This is a genomic window from Pseudoalteromonas sp. 120-MNA-CIBAN-0494 (assembly GCF_040308885.1).
GTDB classification, from domain to species: domain Bacteria; phylum Pseudomonadota; class Gammaproteobacteria; order Enterobacterales; family Alteromonadaceae; genus Pseudoalteromonas; species Pseudoalteromonas nigrifaciens.
In genome coordinates this window covers 22,013-40,435 of sequence record NZ_JBEOOE010000018.1, presented here as the reverse complement: position 1 = coordinate 40,435, position 18,423 = coordinate 22,013, and the positions used below count along the sequence as shown (strand labels likewise).

Sequence of the window (18,423 nt, the reverse complement as noted above, 5' to 3'; positions counted from 1 at the left end):
ACTTATGCTAAAGTTAATATAATTGCTATTAATAGGCTTTATCAACACGTACGCTGTTATCGTTTAAATACACCAGCCTTACACTATCGCCTTTGCTAAAGCGCATTGATTGGTCTTGATTTTGAACCACCATAAATTGATCGCCATTTTCAACTTGTATTAATAACTCTACTAAACGAGTTTGTTGGTAATGGCTTTTTTGCTGTTGATTATGCGCTACATTGCCGCCTATCACTGAGCCCAAAATAGTAGCAACGGTACGCCCGCTGCCACCGCCAAACTGATTACCAACAACGCCGCCAAGCAAAGCGCCGCCAAATGTTTTCCAACCATTGCTTTGATCTTGTACTAGCTCTTGCTCAGTAATATTACGCACTGATTGCACATCGCCAAATAGCACTTGTTGTACTGCTACTGCTTTATTGCGCTCGTAATTAGCCAATGCAGGTGCGCTAATTGTAAGTAATGTACACATTAATACAGTAATCGCTTTCATAATTAACTCCTATTGACTACCAGCCAAAGGTTGATTTTTCTTTCGTTTTACGAATTTCTGTTTCGTCAGCCCATTCAACTAAGCCACTTTCCATATCCATTAAACGCATGGTAAATTTATAGTATACGTCTGATTTGTCAGCATTGGATTTAACTATGCTTGATAAGTTGCCGTACAGCATATACTGCGCACCAATTTGTTTACCAAATGCCATAGCAGTCGTGGGGTTAACTAATGCATCTTCGTTTTGAAATTTAAGCTGCTCACGTATAGCTTCAACTCGGGTCATATCAACAAATCTAAATTTTCCGCTACGCAGTAACTGAGTTGAAATAGAGTCGGTGATTGATTCGGTATCAATGTGCTCGCTGGTTTTGTTTTTAATTCTTTCAACAAATACCACAGGGCGTTTATTGGCGGTCATGGTGCCAACAACCGGAGAGCTTAATAGTGAATCGGTCATTTGGCTGGCTACTTTTTGTAAATCGGTAGAGCCAAAGTTAATGTCAGTGGTTTCTACGGCTTGTGCGTCGCCATAACTAACTACCGCTTTATTTGCACAACCACTTAATACTAATACACTTAAACCAATAAGCGCGTAAGTTGAAGCTGTTTTGAATTTTTTACGTATGATCATTGTTATTTCCTTTATTCTTTAAATTCTTGCGCATCGGTAGACACTTCTCTTACTGCTAATGAGAAGGTAACTGCATCTGGGCTGGGTGCTAGCCCTGGTAATTGTGTTTGTGCAAAGCCAAATAAGGTAATTGCTTGCCAAGGGGAGTGATTACCCTTAATAACAAAGCCGTCTTTGTCGTACCAATTAAATTGATACTGTAAGTATTGCGACTTTTTATATTGGCTTGCTAAGGTAACTACCACGTCAGTTAATTGGTTTGTTTGACGTGTTTTTACGTCACTAATAGCTAGTTTCTCACCAAGCTCTGGGTTATCAACACGTAGTTGCTGATTAAATGTTTTATTACCTTGCTCAATTGCTATACCCGATGTGTCTGGTTTGCCAGCACAGGCACTGAGTATTAAAACCGCAAATAATGGCATTATGTATCTCATAATCGCTCCTAGAGTTGTACTACATGATAATTAAAGTAGTTATTTATAGAGGTTAGATAAATTAAGGTTAACCTTTGCTTACTAACGGTAAAATTTATTGGCGCTTGCGTGCCTATGGTTAATGAATGCGCGCCGCTGTTTAAGCTACTTCGCGCCACACTTATTTGATTTGGTAGCGTGAGCCAACTGCGTGTATCGGCTTGCTCAGAGGCTAAGTTATAAATGTTCGCAATTATATTCCCTACGTCTCCGGTGCTACGAGCCAGTTCGGCTCGTACTTTTTCTTTGGCGACTAAACGCAGTATTTGCCGCGCTATTCTGGCAGGTATTTGATCTTCTAACGTTTTAGCAGCCAGTGATTCTATGTGCACTAGCGGGCTTAATACTAAGTTTTGGGCATTAATACTGATGTTATTAATGCTACGAACATAGGCGTTGTCTTTATAAACTGGCATAGCTAAGCTATAAAAACGTGCATTACCGCCAGAGGTAAAAATAGGTAAACGTAATTTAAATTCGTGTTGCTTAGGCACTAAGCCTTGTTCAAATAATATAACTACTTCGCCTTGTTCAGACGGTATATTTGCTGCCTCACCAAAGCGCTTTTTAAACTCACTTAGGTCTTGATCAAAGCCTTGTTTTTTAGCAAGGCGAAGTACATCACGTTGCAAATAAATATTGTTGGGTTGTATTTCGAGTGCTTTTTTATAGTCAATGTAGGCATCATCATACTGTTTACTGCTTTGGTACAATAAAGCGGATAAATAAAAAGTATAAGCATTTTGAAAGCCATTTTTAACGTCTCGGGTAACCTTACTCATACTTGGATAATGCTGCTGCGCTTCTTTTGTAGCGGAATCTAGCGCTGCCTGATTTTGAATAAGTGCGTCTACTTGTACTTTATTAGCCCGCCTAACTTCAACTAATGCACCTTCAACATCATTTTTATATACGTAATTAAGCGCTTTATAACTATGCAGCATGCTCATTTCATAAGGGGCGGGTATATAAGTAATAGCCGAGTCGTTGGTAAATAAAGCATTACTTTGTTCAAGCCCACTACTGAGCTGAACTTTGGCAGCCTCGCGCTTGTTTTGTACTTGTTGATAAACGTTTTCAAATTGGCTTTGCGCATCGGTTTGCATATTAGCTAAGTCGGCAAGGCGCGCTTGCTCTAATTGATTAAGTAAGTAGCTACTGTGCATACTACTATTTTTAGCAATAAGCGACTGCGCTTGCGCTATGTTGTTACTCTCTATTGCTTGTCTTACAGGGGATACTTGAGTCGCATAGTCATTAAATAGATCGCTAAATCCTATGGTACTACAACCACTTAAAATAAAACAAAAACTAAATATTAAGCTACGGCGCACTGAGCACTCCTTTAAATTTACTTAATAAGATTAACATACACTCATTAAAAAAATATGTGAAATATTGTAAAAAAGCGTAGCATAACTGCCGAGCAGTGAACGAAGCGTTAATCGTATTAATATTGTAATGTTATTATAATAACTAAATCTAAAAATCATTAAATTAGCAGTGTTAACTGTACTTATTTTAGCTAAGGATTGTTTTTGAAAACAACGTTGTACACTTTAAGTGCTTTAATTGCGTTTGCCGCTAACTCTTTATTGTGCAGAATGGCGCTCGCACAAGGGTATATAGATGCATGGAACTTTACTGTTATTCGCTTACTTAGCGGGGCTGTATGTTTAGCCATTATTATGCTGCTTTATACTAATACTACAAAACGTAACGGTACGTTTAATAGCGAAATATTAAAAGATACAGGAAGTTGGCGAAGTAGTATTAGTTTGCTTGTTTATGCATTGTGTTTTTCTATCGCGTATATAGAGCTTGATACCGGCACTGGTGCACTTATTTTATTTTCCGCGGTACAACTTACTATGATTGGCTGGGGAATTTATAAAAAAGAGCAATTGAGTCTATTACAATGGTTGGCATTTATAAGCGCTTTTGCCGGTTTTGTTTATTTAATGTTGCCCTCTGCAGCAATACCTTCATTATTTGGAGCGACCCTTATGGCCATTAGTGGCATAGCGTGGGGTGTGTATAGTATACGAGGCAAAGCTTGTATATCACCACTGAGAACCTCTGCATTTAACTTTATTCGCAGCTTAGTTGCTTTGCCTATATTGCTAATAATAGGTATGGGTTATATAAAAAGTATCCGCATAGAAGGAGTGTTACTTGCATGTGCCAGTGGCGCAATAGCTTCAGGTATTGGTTACAGTATTTGGTATACGGCAATGCCAAAATTAAAAAGCACCCAAGCAGCAGTGGTGCAGCTATGTGTACCTGTGCTTGCTGCCATTGCGGGCGTGGTGTTTTTATCTGAGCAGTTAACCGTGCAATTTATAGTTGCCAGCAGTGTTATTTTGGGGGCAGTGCTGGTATTTACGCTCAATAAAAAACAGCCCTGTTAAACAGGGCTAACGTTTATTATAAAGCGCTCATAAAGCATGGGTAAGTTGGCTAAAATAGCCTCTTTGGCTAATAGGTCACTATTACTTATACACTCATGCAGTACTTGCAGACTAAGCATATTAACCAGTAATTGCGACTGCTTAATATGGCTAATATGCCAAAGCTCGGGGGCTACACCACCTAAGTCATGCTGATAAGGCCGATAAAACCCAAATAGTGCTAAGTTAGCATCTAGCCAGTCGCTCAGTGGAGCAAATGGGCCGCTTTGTTGATATTCATCGGGCGTGAGTTGCAACTGGTAATCATCACTCACTGCCGCTTTATCAAACACATCTAAATCGGTCCCTAAATGATGCCTACTTGCGCCAGGCAGTGCAGAGTAGAGCATAATGGCAATACATTTATCTATATCGCTTAAGTTATCTAATTCAACAACTTGCTGTTGTTTATTATAAACAGGGCGTGCACCTGAAAATTTAGCGTTAAAAATAGCCGCTTGGCGGTTAAAGTCACGAAAGCTGGAAGCTATTGTAAGCTCAAACCCTGCTGCTTTGGCGGCACTTTGCAGTGCTAAAAAATCATTAACGATATTGCAGTGCAAACGATGATTTTGAATTTGGGTTAAATGCGTATCACTTTGTCCTGTAATACACATTGTGGTTATTTTTTTTGAGTTCATTACGTTAGTAGGTTTTCTAAAATTTGCTCGTAAATATCGCACAGTGCAATTAAGTCATCGGTACTTACACATTCATCTACTTTATGAATAGTGGCATTGCGCGGGCCAAGCTCAATTACTTTAGCGCCGGTTTGAGCAATAAAACGCCCATCTGATGTACCGCCAGTCGTTTCTAGATTTGTTGTTAAACCGGTTACCGATTTAATTGCCTTTACTGTGGCGTCAACCAGTGGGCCATGCTCTGTTAAAAACGGTTGGCCGTTTACAATCCAGCTTAATTCATAATTTAAATTATGCTGCTGTAAAATAGCGTTAACGCGTTGTTGTAATTGCGTATGAGTAACTTCAGTACTAAACCTAAAGTTAAACTGTACTTCTAACTCCCCGGGGATCACATTACCGGCCCCAGTGCCGCCATTTATATTTGAAATTTGAAAACTAGTGGCGGGAAAGTACTCGTTACCGTGATCCCATACTGTTTGGCTTAGCTCAGTGAGTGCAGGGGTAGTTAAATGAATAGGGTTTTGCGCTAACTGCGGGTATGCCACATGCCCTTGTATACCTTTAACAGTTAAAAAGCCGGTCAGTGAGCCTCGGCGTCCATTTTTAACTACATCGCCTAATACATCACGAGATGAAGGCTCGCCAACTAAACACATATCTATTTTTTCACCGCGAGCTTCAAGGGTGTCAATTACCCGAGTAGTGCCGTTTATAAATGGGCCTTCTTCATCTGAAGTAATTAAAAAAGAAATAGAGCCTTTATGATCTGGGTGCTTTGTTACAAAACGTTCAGTAGCAACCAGCATAGCAGCCAATGAGCCTTTCATATCGGCTGCACCGCGCCCGTGTAATAAACCATTTTCAACTAGGCCAGAAAATGGTGGGTACTGCCAGTTTTTCTCAGGGCCTGTGGGGACTACATCGGTGTGCCCGGCAAAACAAAAATGTGGCGATTGCGTCCCTTTGCGTGCCCAAGTATTTAAGGTATCGGTAAAAAATAACGATTCGATGTTAAAGCCAACTGCTTGCAATCTATCGTTCATCATTTGCTGGCAGCCAGCATCTTCAGGTGTTACTGATTCGCGTTGTATTAAGGCTTGCGCTAGAGCGATTACGTCATTTGTCATTATTTAAAAATCTCATCGTATTGTGCTGCTTTAAAACCTAAGTGGTACTCGTTATTATTAACCAGTACAGGGCGTTTTATCATTGCAGGCTGCTCAACTAATAACGGTATCGCTTTTTCTTTAGTTAAGCTTTGTTTTTCATCATCGCTTAAAGCGCGATAAGTGGTGCCACGCTTGTTTACAAGCTGCTCCCAATCAAGTTTATCAGCAAAGTTGCTAACCATACTCTCGTTTACGCCATCTTTGCGATAGTCATGAAAAGTAAACTCAATGTTGTTATCGGTTAAGTATTTTTTAGCTTTTTTTATAGTGTCGCAATTGCTTATGCCGTAAAGGGTGATCATAAATCTACTTCTTTTTAATAATAGTTAATAAAGTATCGACACCCGCATTTACCTGCAAGTGTGAAAAGTGAAATGTACCTAGGCTGTGGCCATTGAGCAAAATTAAACTTGCTAGCATAGGTGTATCAAGTTCGCGTAAATCAAAATAAGCAAGGCGTTGGCCTTTACTTATTTTGCTACCATTTAACTGAGCTATGTGGGTATGGGTAATGTGTTGCGAGCTCGCAATAGTTAAATTAATCAGTACTTTTAGGCCGTTTTTAGCTTGTAAAATAAATTCGGTGCCGGCATTTTTTGCCTGCAGCAAAGTGCCGTCAAACGGGGCTAATATTTTATGGTTGCTTAGCTGTACCATAATACCTGGGCCTAATGTGCCAAAGCGAAAAAGTGGTTCGGGGTGTTCGTTAAGTGCTATTACTTTTCCTGAAAATGGGCTAGTAATATTAATGGCATGACGAGGTAATTTATTCTGAGCTAAATAATCTATTGTTTGCGGTTTCATAAGTCACTCAAAAATTACGTTATAGCCATCTTTTTTCAAAGCGGTAATAGCTAAATCTACGGTGTGTTTTTTTACTAATATATAATCGGTATCGACTGTACTATGCAATTGTAATGCTTTTTTTGACATTAAAAGCCCGACGAACAGCAATAACTATAAGGTTATAGTATAGATCATTAACCTTAAATTAAAGTAGTAACAGCAACTAAGCTAGTTGTGGTTACGTTAGCAAAAGTGAGGTTAATTATGTTGTCCACATTTTCTGTGGGTAACTGTGGGAATTGTGGCGTATAAGTGGCTTAACGTACTGATTATAATGTTTAAAATTATTAGTTTAGAAAAGATCCATTTAGCACTTAACAGCGTATGTATTAATATTGAGACGAAACCTGTTCAAACAAAAGGCCTTAAAGTATGAGTGATTTTTTACTCGTTTAGTGCGTTTTTATGAAAATTCCATATAAAATAATTTGTGTTACACTATCATGATAACAACCAATGTTATTGGTAGTGTTGATATTATGTATGAGGAGTCATGATGCAAAAAAGTGTGATGTCGCAAGTACAAATAGGGCGTGTGTACGCTAAAAAATGGCCAATGCGAAAAGAATTAGCTCCTTTGTTTGCTGAGTTTAAAGTAATAAAGGCGACAGAGTTGGCGATTACGGTAATGCCAATATTAGCCATGCTAACGTTATTTTTTCAGTTAAATTATCTTGGCTCTGACTTTTTACCGCAAGCAATTGCAAGTGCGCTTTTTTTTATATCGCTCCCTTTACAAGGTTTGTTATGGTTAGGAAAACGAGCGCAAACCGAGTTAGAGCCCGCCATGCAACGTTGGTATAACGAGCTTTATGCTAAAATGGTGGCTAATGGCTATCAAGCACAGCGTAGCGAAAAAAAGCCCCGTTACTTGGAGCTTGAAGAATTACTTAATGATATGTTTGATAAAATGGACAAAACGTTCACTAAAGAGCAATTTTAAGCGCCTGTTGCCTTTATATGTGCGCAACAGCTATGCTTTTATCTCTTGTGAATTGTGTAATATAAAACGATAAGGTGACATTATGTTCACCTTTTTCTTCGAGTGCTAACCAGTGCTCGGGTCTGAACTTCCACGCGAATGGTGTCATCATTATTAAGTTTTTAACGTCGCTAAAGTTTAAGGTAACTTGCTCAGTGATGAGTGTTTGCGATGTTTGTGTAAACATTGCAGGTACTTCTATTTGTGTATGTTCATTAACACTTGAGTAAATATACTCTTTTAACTCTTTTAAATGCTGAGGTCCGGGGCTTGCCACTACGAGTGTTGAACCGGGTTTAGCAAGTCTTGCTAGTTCTTGAGTAAATAATGGTGCGAATACACTGACCAATACATCGGCAAAGTAGCTTTTAAAAGGGGCTTGGCTAATGGATGCCACGCTAAAGTAACAATTGCTGTAGCGTTTTGCCGCATATTTTACCGCCGCCTTCGATATATCAACCCCGTACACAGTAGCTTGGGTATTACTAGCTAAAGCTTGGGTATAAAATCCTTCACCACACCCTAAGTCAATAATATTATTAGCTGCTATATTACTAATAATTTGGCCAAGTTCGTGCTGTAAAAAGGCATAATAGTTGCGCTCTAAAAAAGCGCGCCTAGCTTGCACCATTTCTAATGAGTCACCAGGTTGTTTTGAGTTTTTTTGCTGTACAGGCAATAAATTTACATAGCCTTCTTTTGCAAAGTCAAAACTATGGTTGTTTTCACAGCGAAGCATATTAGCTGTTTTTATTAGTAAGTTGCTACACAGTGGGCAGCTATATTCAAGACTCATGAGCCTAGGTAGTCCTTATCGTAAAAAGTTTTTACCCAATGTGGGCGATAAGTGATCATAATTGTAATAGCCATACCGTTTAACATGGCTTCTGGCAGCCAAATAATAGCGCTTAAGTAAACGTAATTATCTGCTAATTGTTGCCAGCTATATTGACCAATAGCAAGATAAAATAATGCCCCTAAAGCTATTTTTATACAGGCGATAAACCCAGCCGTAATAAACGCACATACAAATATATAAACAAAAAAGTGGCGCGGTAAATACTGATAACTAACAATAAAAGCCAAGTAGCTCAATAAAATAGGAATAAATGCGCCAATAAGCAATTGCACTGGCAGTAACTCAAACTCAATTAAACCAAATGCGGCTAATAGCGCCGTTGCCAGAACACTACTTAAAATAGTTAAACGCCAACCGAGTATAAGTGTAGCTGCAGTAATACCTAAAATATGTAAATCAAGGCCCGTTAAAATACCAGCTTTAATGCGCCATAAAACAGCAAACACCAACGCACATGCAAGTACTCCTGTTTGGCGTATGGGTACATTGTAGAGTGCTTTATAGGTCGCTTTATCAATACTAAATAAGCTTATAGCGATTACAAGGGCCCAAAGTAGCCCTTGCATTGGGAGGCTAAGCATAGGGTTATTTAAATTCAGACCAAATAGGGGCATGATCCGATGGCTTTTCGATGCCACGTAATTCGTAATCTATACCTGTGTCTATACAACGCGCGGCTAGCTCATGTGTTGCAAGTACAACATCAATTCGTAGGCCACGGTTATCTAAAAACCCTTTTGAGCGGTAGTCAAACCACGAGTATTGATCGCTGGTTTCTGGGTTTTGCTCTCTAAAGGTGTCTTTAAAGCCCCAATTAAGTAATGTTGCCAGCCATTCACGCTCTATCGGTTGAAAAGAACATTTACCGGTTTTTAACCAACGTTTAGCATTTACTTCGCCAATACCTATATCTAGGTTGGTAGGTGAAATATTAATATCGCCCATTACAATCACGTCTTCATCAGGGGTATGATTTGTTTGCAGGTGGGTCATTAAATCTTTATAAAACTGACGTTTATACGGGAACTTGGTTTCGTGATTAATGTTTTCACCTTGCGGGAAATAACCATTCATTACCGTTAAATCACGGCCATTGTCTTGCTCTACGGTAACACTGATCATGCGTTTTTGTGATTCTTCAGTATCAGTGGCAAAGCCTTTAAATACCGATTTAGGTTCTTTTTTGCATAACATAGCTACGCCGTAATGGGCTTTTTGGCCATGATAATAAACGTGATATCCCATTTTTTGTACATCTTCTAGTGGGAATGCCTCGTCATGAACTTTAATTTCTTGTAGGCCAATAATATCGGGTTGATGTTTGTCGATAATAGCTTGTAATTGATGAAGACGCGCACGCAGACCATTGATATTGAAAGAAATCACTTTCATAGCATATACCTTAAAATTGGTTCTATATAATGCGTTAAATTATATCAGTAAATACACTTACATAACACGCCCGAAACAAGGAAGTTATTGGCTGAACTTTTAAGTGTAAAAACACTCGCTGTAATGTCCGGTATTACACCAATATTTTGTGCAAAAATTACAAGGCATGAAGCAAAGCTTTCATTACTATAATGCGCTACGTTAGTTTTTTTATTTATGCTTTTGTTGTAACCAATTGATTTTAAGGGGTTAGTGTTTTTGGCATTTAACTTGTATTAGTTAAAGTGACATTAATTAACTACAAGGATACGTCTTATGAAAAAGTTAACATTAGCCTCTACTATTTTAGCAACGTTAAGCTTAGCAGCTTGTGCGTCTAACCAAGGGTTAGACAAAATTGATAGTGACTTTGCAAGTTTAGATAACGATAGTGATGGTTTTATTTCGAAAGTTGAAGCCGATGACGATAATATTTGGCAACACTTTTCAAATATTGATACAAATATGGATAATCAAATAAGTCGCAATGAATTTAATGCGTACATGCAATTAAATACCGGAAAAGTTGCCACAGACAGTGAAGTAAGCGAATCAGCATTTAAAGCGGATATTACTAAATTTGATAAAATACAAAGCAGTTTCTCGAGTTTAGATAACGATAAAAGTGGCTATATTTCGGTTGAAGAAGCAGACGATGATGATATTTCAAATCACTTTGGCTATATGGATGTAAATAAAGACAAGCGTGTTAGCAAACGTGAATTTGTAACTTACATAAAAAAATATGGCAATACAGTCGCTGAAGACGACGCACTTAAAAGCGCCAATAACAGCTAAGCACACCATTTTAAAGTGTGAGGAAGGAGCCAGTGCTGTGCACTGGCTTTTTTTGTGGCTTTGATTTACTAAATTGCTCGATATGTTTTCCTACTTTGCTGTAGTTCTGGCATAATAGTTGGCTGTGTGTGTTTATTAGTTTAAGAGCGTTTATGGTGGGTCGGCGAGTTAGTGATGAGCAATTAATTGAGATCATTGAAGCGGCGATTTTTGTTGCTGACAAACCATTAAGTAAACGTCATCTAAAGGATGTTGTTTTAGCCGATTTAGCAATATCTATGGTGCGTATAAACGATGCAATAATAGCAATACAAACACATTTTCAGACCCGTGGTATTCGTTTGGTAGAAGTAGGCAGTGGTTATCGTTTTCAGGCATGTAGTAGCTTAAGCCCTTGGCTAAGTAATTTATGGCAAGAACGCGCGCCCAAATATTCGCGTGCTTTGCTCGAAACATTATCGCTAATTGCTTATAGGCAGCCAATTACACGCGCCGAAATTGAACAAGTGCGTGGTGTTACTACGGGGTCAAATATTATTAAAACACTACTCGAAAGAGAGTGGGTTAAAGTGGTAGGCCACAAAGAAGTGCCGGGTAAGCCGGCGCTATATGCGACTACTAAACAATTTTTAGATTATTTTTCGATAACAGGTTTAGATAATTTACCTGCCTTGCCAGAGCAACAGCAAAGTAAAATTAACCAGTTATTAAGTGATCCTTCTGTGAGAGAACCATCCGAATGAGTGTTATACAAGGTGAAAAGTTACAAAAAGTCCTAGCCCGTGCTGGCGTAGGCTCACGCCGTGAAATGGAAAAATACATTGATGCAAACCGCGTTAGCGTTAACGGCAAAGTGGCTAAATTAGGCGATCGTGTTGAAGAAACAGATTCAATTCGCGTTGATGGCCATACAGTAAAAATTGAAGAAAAAGCGGATAGAATTTGTCGCGTAATTATGTATAACAAGCCTGAAGGTGAGTTAAGCACGCGTAAAGATCCTGAAGGTCGTCGTACTGTATTTGACCGACTCCCTCGTATTGATGGCGAGCGCTGGATTGCGGTTGGCCGATTAGATATTAATACCGCAGGCTTGATGCTATTTACTAACGATGGTGAATTAGCAAACCGACTCATGCACCCAAGTTACGAAGTTGAACGTGAATACTCAGCCCGTGTATTTGGTGAAGTAACCAAAGAAACCATTAAAAATTTAACCCGTGGTGTTGAACTTGAAGATGGCCCAGCAAAGTTTCTAACGGTTAATCCTATGGGCGGCGAAGGTATAAACCGTTGGTACAATGTAACGCTTAATGAAGGACGTAACCGAGAAGTTCGTCGTTTATGGCAATCACAAGAGGTGGAAGTTTCTCGCCTGATCCGTATTCGTTACGGTAAGTTAGAGCTGGATAAGCGCGTACCACAAGGTGGTTGGATTGAATACGATTTAGACACAGTAAACTATTTACGTAAAACAGTTAAGTTAGGGCGTGAAACACAAACTAAGCTTTCTGTAATGCCTGAAAAACGCAAAGATAAGCGTGCAAAAATAAACCAAATACGTAAAGCAGTTAAAAAGCATAATCAACGTGTTAAACCAACAAAACGTAAATAGCTTATTATTTAGAAATTAAAAAAGCCGCTCAAAATTTTGAGCGGCTTTTTTGTATCTACATTAGAGTAATAGCTATTTTTTTACTTGAGCGTCAAGCGACTCGCCATTCACATTACTCGAATCATCACTCATTAAATATAAGTAAGTAGGCATTAAGTCTTCAGGTGTTGCAAGTTTATCTCGGTCTTCACCAGGATAAGCACTAGCGCGCATTGAAGTGCGTGTAGCACCAGGGTTAATACAATTAATACGTATATTGGTTTTACCTACTTCACATGCCCATGTTTGCATCATGCCCTCTACAGCAAATTTCGAAATAGCATAAGGCCCCCAAAATTCGCGACCTTTACGGCCCACGCCAGATGATGTAAATACCACGGATGCATTTTTAGATTTGCGCAGTACCGGAAACAGCGCTTTAGTGATCATAGCTTGCGCGGTGACATTAACCTTCATTATGTTTTCAAAGGTTGACGAACAAAAATGCTCAAGTGGCCCTAACGTGCCTAAAATGCCCGCATTATTTAATAAACCATCAAGACAGCCAAATTGAGACTCTATAGTGGCAGCTAGATCGCGGTAGTTTTGCTTAGTTGCGCCTTTTAAATCCATAGGGACTATTGCCGGTTGTGGATAACCTGCTTTAACAATTTCATCATAAACACATTCTAGTTTATTAGTTGTTTTGCCTAATAAAATAACAGTTGCGCCGTATTTAGCGTATGTAATTGCAGCTACTCGGCCAATTCCATCACCTGCGCCGGTGATTAAAATAACTTTATCTTTAAGTGCATTTTCAGCAGCTTGATAGGTGTTCATAAAAGTACCCATGGATGAATTTTTTTTGATTTTAACATAGCAAAACATTAAGTAATCGAATTTATTGTAAATTTAGGTGGCGAAAGTAGAAAGTTTACGTTAAGTTTAACTGGTCTAATGTCTCATTAATAAACTGATTACATTGTTTTAACTTAATATACTTAATAAACACACTATAAAAATAAGATATGTGCGGAGCCAACAATATGAAAAAAATGCTACTCTCACTCTCGGTTACAGCTGCTCTTGCAGGTTGTGGCGGCGGAGAAACGCTAGAAGATGTTAAAAACGATTCGGTTACAGTTATCCCAAAGGCGACGGTAAAGTTTGATCCCGCTAATGGGATTATATCTGTACCCAATGATTTATTAATGAGCGGTACCCAAGATGGTACTTTAAATATTCCTGGGGAGTTAAATGACGCTAATGTGTCAATTCCTCGTGCTGCTTATGCTAACCCTCAACTTGCACTAGGTGCGCTTGATGGCTGGTCTACTCAAGTTCCTTTTAAAATAGATTTAACTTTCCCACCAAATGTAAGCCTAGATGCCACCTCTGCAGGTACACCAGGTTCAGTACGTATTTTTGAAGTAATAATGGGAGCAAGTTTAACAGATGAACAATGCTCACAAGCACCTGCAGGTGCTGCCTGTAAATTAGTAGGTGAACTACAATTTGGTGTGGACTTTATCACCCAGGCATCTGGTGATGCGGTGGCGGTTATTCCACTTAAGCCATTTAAAGCCGGCAGCTCTTATATTAATGTATTAACCACAGAGCTTAAAGACTCACAAGGGCGTGCTATTGAGCCGTCATCTACTTACGCTACAGTAAAACAAGAAGCGCCGTTAATTACGCCATCACAACTAGCGCTACAGGGGGCTGTTAATAGCTACGAAAATGTGGTTGTTAGTTCAGGCAATATTACTAAAGATGAAATTATTTTTTCTGCTGCAATGACCATGCAATCGGCAGGCCCTGTGCTTGGTACAATTAAAAAGTTATTAGCAGCGAGCCTGCAAAATCCAAATTTACCGACACCAGCAATTACTGTACCCACTCAGCCAATGGTAAATGTACAGCAAGTATTTCAATCACAAGGTGTTACTGTTAGTGATGCCTTTCAAGGTGTGCAATACCAAAAAGGTAGCATTATGTTACCTATGTATTTAGGTACGCCTACAGGTAAAGAAATTAGCGATTTAAACGACACTTATTGGCAAGGCATGTGTGATAACGCAGTTGTTGTATTGGGTTATAAAGCACAAGCAGGTGCTGCATTTCCTACTGATCCAATTAGTGAAAATGACGGCGCATGTGCCGCATTAAGCGGTGGTAAATTACGTGATTTAGGGTTAGATAGCACGCGTCATTTAACCAAATATAATTCAATTCCTAAAGTGCAAAGTATGGCCAATGTGCCAGTGCAAGTGACTAAACCTATTTTGCCTATAATTAATGGTGTGCGCGCAAGTTTACAATTAGCACCTATTGCTATGCCTGAAAGTGGCTGGCCTGTGGTTATTATGCAGCACGGTATTACTACCAATAAAGAAACCATGCTGACATTAACGGCGCAGCTTTCTATTCAGGGTTTTGCCACAATTGCAATTGATCACCCGCGCCATGGCGAGCGAGGAATTGACGTAGATGCAGACGGTAACGATGACTTTAATGCAACCACAGGTTCAGTACTTAGTTATATGAACCTAAGCTCACTGCTTGTTGCCCGTGATAGTTTACGTCAATCAAGCGCAGATTTATTAGGGTTGCGTCTTGGCCTAAACTTTATTAATGATACAAGTATAAACAGTAAAGATGTGAGCTATGTTGGTCACTCACTGGGTTCAATTGTAGCGCCGGCGTTTATTGCCCAAGCAAATAGCCCAATGGCTGAAACACTTGATCCACTGTTTAACGTTAATACAGTTGCGCTTGCAAGTGGCGGCGGTGGTATTGCCAGTTTCTTATTAGAATCACCTGCGTTTGGCCCATTTATTCAAGGCTCGGTGTTATCACAAGCAGGTACAACCGAAGCAACGGAATTTAATGCATTTTTACAAGGTGATGCAATTTCTAACTGCGGTGTATTACTGCCAAATATGCAAGATTTCCTATCATGTGGTTACACCGAATATGCAACGGCTTTAACTATGGCTGGCGAAACGGGTAAGCTGGCAAATATTAAAGGCGTAATGACACAATTTGCTTTTGCAGCACAAACTGCACTAGATAGTGGCGACCCAACTAATTATGCCGCAACCGTTAAAGCACTCGAAACGCCTGTATATATGAACGTGGTAGTGGGCGATGGCGCAGGCAATAAGCCAGACCAAGTTATACCTCCAAGTGTTGCTAGCAATCCGCTTGCAGGTAGTTTACCACTGGCCAACTTTATGGGCTTAGAAACAGTGAGCACATCACAAGCACCTAGTGCCACGCCGTCTAGCTATTTAGTTAAATTTACAAAAGGGCATCATGGTTCAGTATTAACACCAGCGCCTAGTGAAGAGGCGGGATCGGATGCTGCAGGTAGCTTTGCTGCTAACTCTGAAATGCAATTGCAAATTGCAACTTACTTAGCCGCTCGTGGTCGTTTGTTGTTAATTACAAATAGTGATGTTGTGACCGATTAATAGCTTACAACGCAATTAAGTAACCAAAGCCACTGTTTAGTGGCTTTTTTTTGTTAAAAAGCATGCTAAATTAGCTGAAATTTATAAATGGAGAAAAGTGTTGGAATTTTTATACGAATACGGTTTGTTTTTCGCTAAAACGGTTACTTTTGTTATTGCTATAGCCATCATTTTAATGCTGATAGTTGGCGCGGCAGTTAAGCCAAAAGCTAAAAAGGGTGAAATACAAATAGATAATATTTCTGAGCAACTAGATAATATTAAACAAAGCTTTTTACACAATACTTTAGGTAAAAAAGAACTTAAAGCACATCAAAAAAAGCTTAAGGCAGATAATAAAAAAAATGACAGTAAAGAGCCAAAACCGCGATTATATGTGGTTGACTTTATAGGCAGTATGGATGCACATGAAGTAGAGAGTTTAAGAGAGGAAATAACTGCTATTATTTCTATTGCTGATGCGAGTAAAGATAAAGTACTTATTCGCTTAGAAAGTGGTGGCGGAGTAGTGCATGGTTATGGACTTGCAGCTTCACAGTTACAGCGCATTAAAAATGCAGGTATACCTTTGAGTGTTGCTATAGATAAAGTAGCAGCAAGCGGTGGTTATATGATGGCCTGTGTTGCTGATGAAATTATTGCAGCGCCATTTGCTATTGTAGGCTCGATTGGCGTAATAGCGCAAATACCTAACTTTAATAAAGTATTAAAGAAAAACGATGTTGAATTTGAGCAAATTACTGCGGGGGAGTTTAAACGTACTCTTACTTTATTTGGTGAGAACACCGATAAAGCGCGTGAAAAGTTTCGTGAAGAAATTGAGCAAACTCATGGCTTATTCAAAACTTTCGTAAGCACGCAGCGCCCAAGTTTAGATATAAGCTCAGTGGCTACAGGTGAGCATTGGTTTGCAACTCAAGCAATAGAGAAAGGCTTGGTGGATGTTATAAAAACCAGTGATGATGCTTTGCTTGAACAACAAGATGAGCGTCAAATTTATAAGATTAAATATAAGATTAAAAAAGGTTTAAGTGACAAGTTAGCACTTGGCTTTAGTAGTGCAGTTAATAAGGCAGGGGTTAATTTAGTTTCTAAGTTTAAATCATTAAATCCATAAATAGTGGATTACTTTAAGCTTAATTAGCTTTGGCCAATAAAAAACCCTTGAATTAATCAAGGGTTTTTTAATGCGAAGTTATTTACTAATTCATAGATTTACTTATGTTTTCTAAATCTTTCGCTGCATTTGGGTCATTATAAATAGACTCATCTAGCTGACCTTCAGATTTAGCAACCACACAGGTAACCATACAGTCACCCGTAATATTAACTGCAGTGCGGGTCATATCTAGCAATCTATCTACACCAATAATTATTGCAATACCCTCTACTGGTAGGCCTACTTGATTAAGTACCATTGCTAACATAATTAAGCCAACACCCGGTACGCCGGCCGTGCCAACAGACGCTAACGTAGCCGTTAAAATTACCATTAAGTAATCAGAAATGGTTAAATCAACACTAAACACTTGTGCAATAAATACAGTGGCAACCCCTTGCATAATGGCAGTGCCATCCATGTTTATGGTTGCACCTAGCGGAATAGTAAATGAAGCAACAGAGTTATTAACCCCGAGTTTTTTAGTGGCTGTTTCAAGAGTAATTGGCATAGTTGCACTTGAACTTGAAGTACTAAAACCAAACAAACAGGCGTGTTTCATTTTCTTTAAAAAAGTTACAGGGTTTAAACCAGTCAATAGTTTTAATAACAAACTGTAATTTACAAACGCATGTAATAATAAAGCGGCAACCACTACAAAAAAGTACTTAGCCAAGCTAACAATTAAGTTTAACTCTATGGTAGTAAATAACTTTGCCATTAAGAAAAACACCCCGTAAGGCGCAACGTTCATTAACAAAGTAACTAGTTTTAAAATTACCGTATTAAGGTCTTCAAAAACCACCGCTACGCGTTTTCCTGCATTACCACTAAGTGCCATAGCAATACCAAACAGTAATGCGAAAACAATAACTTGAAGCATATTACCTTTTGCCATAGCTTCAAAAGGGTTGGTTGGAAACATATCTATAATAACGCGCGCTAAGGTAGGTGCCTCAGATACGTCGTAACTTGCATCTGTTGGCAAGTCAATACCTACGCCAGGGCTAAACAGTAAAGCCAAAGTAATAGCCAGAGTAATAGCTAAGGCTGTGGTAATTAAATATAAACCAATTGATTTACCACCCAAACTGCCTAATTTTTTAGGATCGCTTAAGCTACATGTGCCACACACTAAAGATACAAATACTAAAGGAACAACCAGCATTTTTAAGCTGGCAATAAATATTTGCCCACCAATGTGAAAAATTCCATCAACAAAAAAAGCTTTAATTGGCAAAGAGAATAACCCAAGTGGTATTAGGTAATCGTCTTCACCAGCTAATATAGCTTGAAATAAAAAGCCTACGGCAATACCTAATGCCATGCCTATCATTATGCGAGTTGTTAAGCTCATTGAACGTATTTTCGACATATTTCCAATCTATTTTTTATAAATTTGGCACAGC

20 protein-coding genes and 1 pseudogene are annotated in these 18,423 nt (G+C 38.9%); 7 read left to right on the top strand and 14 right to left on the bottom strand.

Annotation, left to right across the window (positions count from 1 at the left end):
* Positions 1-28 precede the first annotated feature (28 nt).
* From AAEY55_RS11845 to AAEY55_RS11830, 4 genes are read right to left on the bottom strand one after another with little or no spacing between them, the layout of a single operon-like run.
* On the bottom strand, positions 29-496 hold the full coding sequence (locus tag AAEY55_RS11845; protein WP_086994301.1) for a glycine zipper 2TM domain-containing protein: 468 nt from the start codon (positions 494-496) through the stop codon (positions 29-31).
* A gap of 16 nt (positions 497-512) precedes the next feature.
* Positions 513-1,133, bottom strand: coding sequence for a penicillin-binding protein activator LpoB (gene lpoB, locus AAEY55_RS11840; protein ID WP_338411403.1), 621 nt, complete (start codon positions 1,131-1,133; stop codon positions 513-515).
* Positions 1,134-1,144: 11 nt separating this feature from the next.
* Positions 1,145-1,570, bottom strand: coding sequence for a YcfL family protein (locus AAEY55_RS11835; RefSeq protein WP_058373255.1), 426 nt, complete (start codon positions 1,568-1,570; stop codon positions 1,145-1,147).
* 8 nt (positions 1,571-1,578) lie between these two features.
* Complete coding sequence (locus tag AAEY55_RS11830; protein ID WP_089368188.1) at positions 1,579-2,943, bottom strand: COG3014 family protein; 1,365 nt, start codon at positions 2,941-2,943, stop codon at positions 1,579-1,581.
* A 204-nt stretch (positions 2,944-3,147) separates the two neighbouring features.
* Here AAEY55_RS11830 and AAEY55_RS11825 point away from each other — a divergent pair, with 204 nt between their 5' ends.
* Complete coding sequence (locus AAEY55_RS11825; protein ID WP_089368189.1) at positions 3,148-4,020, top strand: DMT family transporter; 873 nt, start codon at positions 3,148-3,150, stop codon at positions 4,018-4,020.
* Here the strand turns inward: AAEY55_RS11825 and AAEY55_RS11820 are convergent.
* From AAEY55_RS11820 to AAEY55_RS18765, 5 genes and pseudogenes are all read right to left on the bottom strand, one after another.
* A complete protein-coding gene (locus AAEY55_RS11820; protein ID WP_089368190.1) occupies positions 4,017-4,700 on the bottom strand; it encodes a M15 family metallopeptidase in 684 nt (227 codons plus the stop codon). The genes AAEY55_RS11825 and AAEY55_RS11820 overlap by 4 nt on opposite strands.
* Positions 4,700-5,830 (bottom strand): succinyl-diaminopimelate desuccinylase, encoded by a 1,131-nt coding sequence (dapE, locus tag AAEY55_RS11815; protein WP_011328012.1) that lies wholly within the window; start codon positions 5,828-5,830, stop codon positions 4,700-4,702. The genes AAEY55_RS11820 and dapE overlap by 1 nt, the downstream gene beginning before the upstream one ends.
* Positions 5,830-6,174, bottom strand: a complete 345-nt coding sequence (locus AAEY55_RS11810) for an ArsC family reductase (protein WP_086994314.1) — start codon at positions 6,172-6,174, stop codon at positions 5,830-5,832. Before AAEY55_RS11810 ends, dapE begins: the two co-directional genes overlap by 1 nt.
* A 4-nt stretch (positions 6,175-6,178) precedes the next feature.
* Positions 6,179-6,676, bottom strand: coding sequence for a PTS glucose transporter subunit IIA (locus AAEY55_RS11805; protein WP_011328014.1), 498 nt, complete (start codon positions 6,674-6,676; stop codon positions 6,179-6,181).
* 3 nt (positions 6,677-6,679) lie between these two features.
* Positions 6,680-6,778, bottom strand: a pseudogene (locus tag AAEY55_RS18765) (ACT domain-containing protein); the annotation flags it as partial.
* Positions 6,779-7,214: 436 nt separating this feature from the next.
* Between AAEY55_RS18765 and yfbV the strand changes: the two are divergent.
* Positions 7,215-7,661 (top strand): terminus macrodomain insulation protein YfbV, encoded by a 447-nt coding sequence (yfbV, locus tag AAEY55_RS11800; protein ID WP_011328017.1) that lies wholly within the window; start codon positions 7,215-7,217, stop codon positions 7,659-7,661.
* 13 nt (positions 7,662-7,674) lie between these two features.
* Here yfbV and AAEY55_RS11795 read toward each other — a convergent pair whose 3' ends face one another.
* From AAEY55_RS11795 to xthA, 3 genes are read right to left on the bottom strand one after another with little or no spacing between them, the layout of a single operon-like run.
* Complete coding sequence (locus AAEY55_RS11795) at positions 7,675-8,496, bottom strand: putative RNA methyltransferase (protein WP_350551402.1); 822 nt, start codon at positions 8,494-8,496, stop codon at positions 7,675-7,677.
* On the bottom strand, positions 8,493-9,140 hold the full coding sequence (locus AAEY55_RS11790; RefSeq protein ID WP_041454686.1) for an energy-coupling factor ABC transporter permease: 648 nt from the start codon (positions 9,138-9,140) through the stop codon (positions 8,493-8,495). Before AAEY55_RS11790 ends, AAEY55_RS11795 begins: the two co-directional genes overlap by 4 nt.
* Before the next feature lie 4 nt (positions 9,141-9,144).
* On the bottom strand, positions 9,145-9,951 hold the full coding sequence (xthA, locus tag AAEY55_RS11785) for an exodeoxyribonuclease III (RefSeq protein WP_011328020.1): 807 nt from the start codon (positions 9,949-9,951) through the stop codon (positions 9,145-9,147).
* A gap of 315 nt (positions 9,952-10,266) precedes the next feature.
* Between xthA and AAEY55_RS11780 the strand changes: the two genes are divergently transcribed.
* The 3 genes from AAEY55_RS11780 to rluB all read left to right on the top strand — a co-directional run bounded on the left by AAEY55_RS11780 (position 10,267) and on the right by rluB (position 12,400).
* Positions 10,267-10,788 carry an EF-hand domain-containing protein gene (locus tag AAEY55_RS11780; protein WP_182683281.1) on the top strand — a complete coding sequence of 174 codons (522 nt, stop codon included), beginning with the start codon at positions 10,267-10,269 and terminating at the stop codon, positions 10,786-10,788.
* A gap of 152 nt (positions 10,789-10,940) precedes the next feature.
* A complete protein-coding gene (gene scpB / locus AAEY55_RS11775) occupies positions 10,941-11,531 on the top strand; it encodes an SMC-Scp complex subunit ScpB (RefSeq protein ID WP_182683282.1) in 591 nt (196 codons plus the stop codon).
* The gene (rluB, locus tag AAEY55_RS11770; protein ID WP_011328023.1) at positions 11,528-12,400 is read left to right on the top strand and encodes a 23S rRNA pseudouridine(2605) synthase RluB; all 873 of its coding nucleotides are present in this window, start codon (positions 11,528-11,530) and stop codon (positions 12,398-12,400) included. The genes scpB and rluB overlap by 4 nt, the downstream gene beginning before the upstream one ends.
* 72 nt (positions 12,401-12,472) lie before the next feature.
* Here the strand turns inward: rluB and AAEY55_RS11765 are convergent, their stop codons facing one another.
* A complete protein-coding gene (locus tag AAEY55_RS11765) occupies positions 12,473-13,219 on the bottom strand; it encodes a YciK family oxidoreductase (RefSeq protein ID WP_011328024.1) in 747 nt (248 codons plus the stop codon).
* Between the two features lie 206 nt (positions 13,220-13,425).
* Between AAEY55_RS11765 and AAEY55_RS11760 the strand changes: the two genes are divergently transcribed.
* Positions 13,426-15,855 (top strand): VolA/Pla-1 family phospholipase, encoded by a 2,430-nt coding sequence (locus AAEY55_RS11760; RefSeq protein WP_350551398.1) that lies wholly within the window; start codon positions 13,426-13,428, stop codon positions 15,853-15,855.
* Positions 15,856-15,955: 100 nt separating this feature from the next.
* Positions 15,956-16,972, top strand: coding sequence for a protease SohB (sohB, locus tag AAEY55_RS11755; RefSeq protein ID WP_350551426.1), 1,017 nt, complete (start codon positions 15,956-15,958; stop codon positions 16,970-16,972).
* An 85-nt stretch (positions 16,973-17,057) separates the two neighbouring features.
* Here the strand turns inward: sohB and AAEY55_RS11750 are convergent, their stop codons facing one another.
* Complete coding sequence (locus AAEY55_RS11750) at positions 17,058-18,389, bottom strand: dicarboxylate/amino acid:cation symporter (protein ID WP_089368193.1); 1,332 nt, start codon at positions 18,387-18,389, stop codon at positions 17,058-17,060.
* Between the last annotated feature and the right edge of the window lie 34 nt (positions 18,390-18,423).

Coding starts and splice junctions, on each gene's coding strand:
- rluB (WP_011328023.1), top strand. CDS start 11,528: ATGAGTGTTATACAAGGTGAAAAGTTACAAAAAGTCCTAGCCCGTGCT.
- AAEY55_RS11750 (WP_089368193.1), bottom strand. CDS start 18,389: ATGTCGAAAATACGTTCAATGAGCTTAACAACTCGCATAATGATAGGC.
- AAEY55_RS11780 (WP_182683281.1), top strand. CDS start 10,267: ATGAAAAAGTTAACATTAGCCTCTACTATTTTAGCAACGTTAAGCTTA.
- dapE (WP_011328012.1), bottom strand. CDS start 5,830: ATGACAAATGACGTAATCGCTCTAGCGCAAGCCTTAATACAACGCGAA.
- scpB (WP_182683282.1), top strand. CDS start 10,941: ATGGTGGGTCGGCGAGTTAGTGATGAGCAATTAATTGAGATCATTGAA.
- AAEY55_RS11790 (WP_041454686.1), bottom strand. CDS start 9,140: ATGCTTAGCCTCCCAATGCAAGGGCTACTTTGGGCCCTTGTAATCGCT.
- AAEY55_RS11795 (WP_350551402.1), bottom strand. CDS start 8,496: ATGAGTCTTGAATATAGCTGCCCACTGTGTAGCAACTTACTAATAAAA.
- AAEY55_RS11835 (WP_058373255.1), bottom strand. CDS start 1,570: ATGAGATACATAATGCCATTATTTGCGGTTTTAATACTCAGTGCCTGT.
- xthA (WP_011328020.1), bottom strand. CDS start 9,951: ATGAAAGTGATTTCTTTCAATATCAATGGTCTGCGTGCGCGTCTTCAT.
- AAEY55_RS11820 (WP_089368190.1), bottom strand. CDS start 4,700: ATGAACTCAAAAAAAATAACCACAATGTGTATTACAGGACAAAGTGAT.
- AAEY55_RS11845 (WP_086994301.1), bottom strand. CDS start 496: ATGAAAGCGATTACTGTATTAATGTGTACATTACTTACAATTAGCGCA.
- AAEY55_RS11810 (WP_086994314.1), bottom strand. CDS start 6,174: ATGATCACCCTTTACGGCATAAGCAATTGCGACACTATAAAAAAAGCT.
- AAEY55_RS11805 (WP_011328014.1), bottom strand. CDS start 6,676: ATGAAACCGCAAACAATAGATTATTTAGCTCAGAATAAATTACCTCGT.
- lpoB (WP_338411403.1), bottom strand. CDS start 1,133: ATGATCATACGTAAAAAATTCAAAACAGCTTCAACTTACGCGCTTATT.
- AAEY55_RS11765 (WP_011328024.1), bottom strand. CDS start 13,219: ATGAACACCTATCAAGCTGCTGAAAATGCACTTAAAGATAAAGTTATT.
- yfbV (WP_011328017.1), top strand. CDS start 7,215: ATGCAAAAAAGTGTGATGTCGCAAGTACAAATAGGGCGTGTGTACGCT.
- AAEY55_RS11760 (WP_350551398.1), top strand. CDS start 13,426: ATGAAAAAAATGCTACTCTCACTCTCGGTTACAGCTGCTCTTGCAGGT.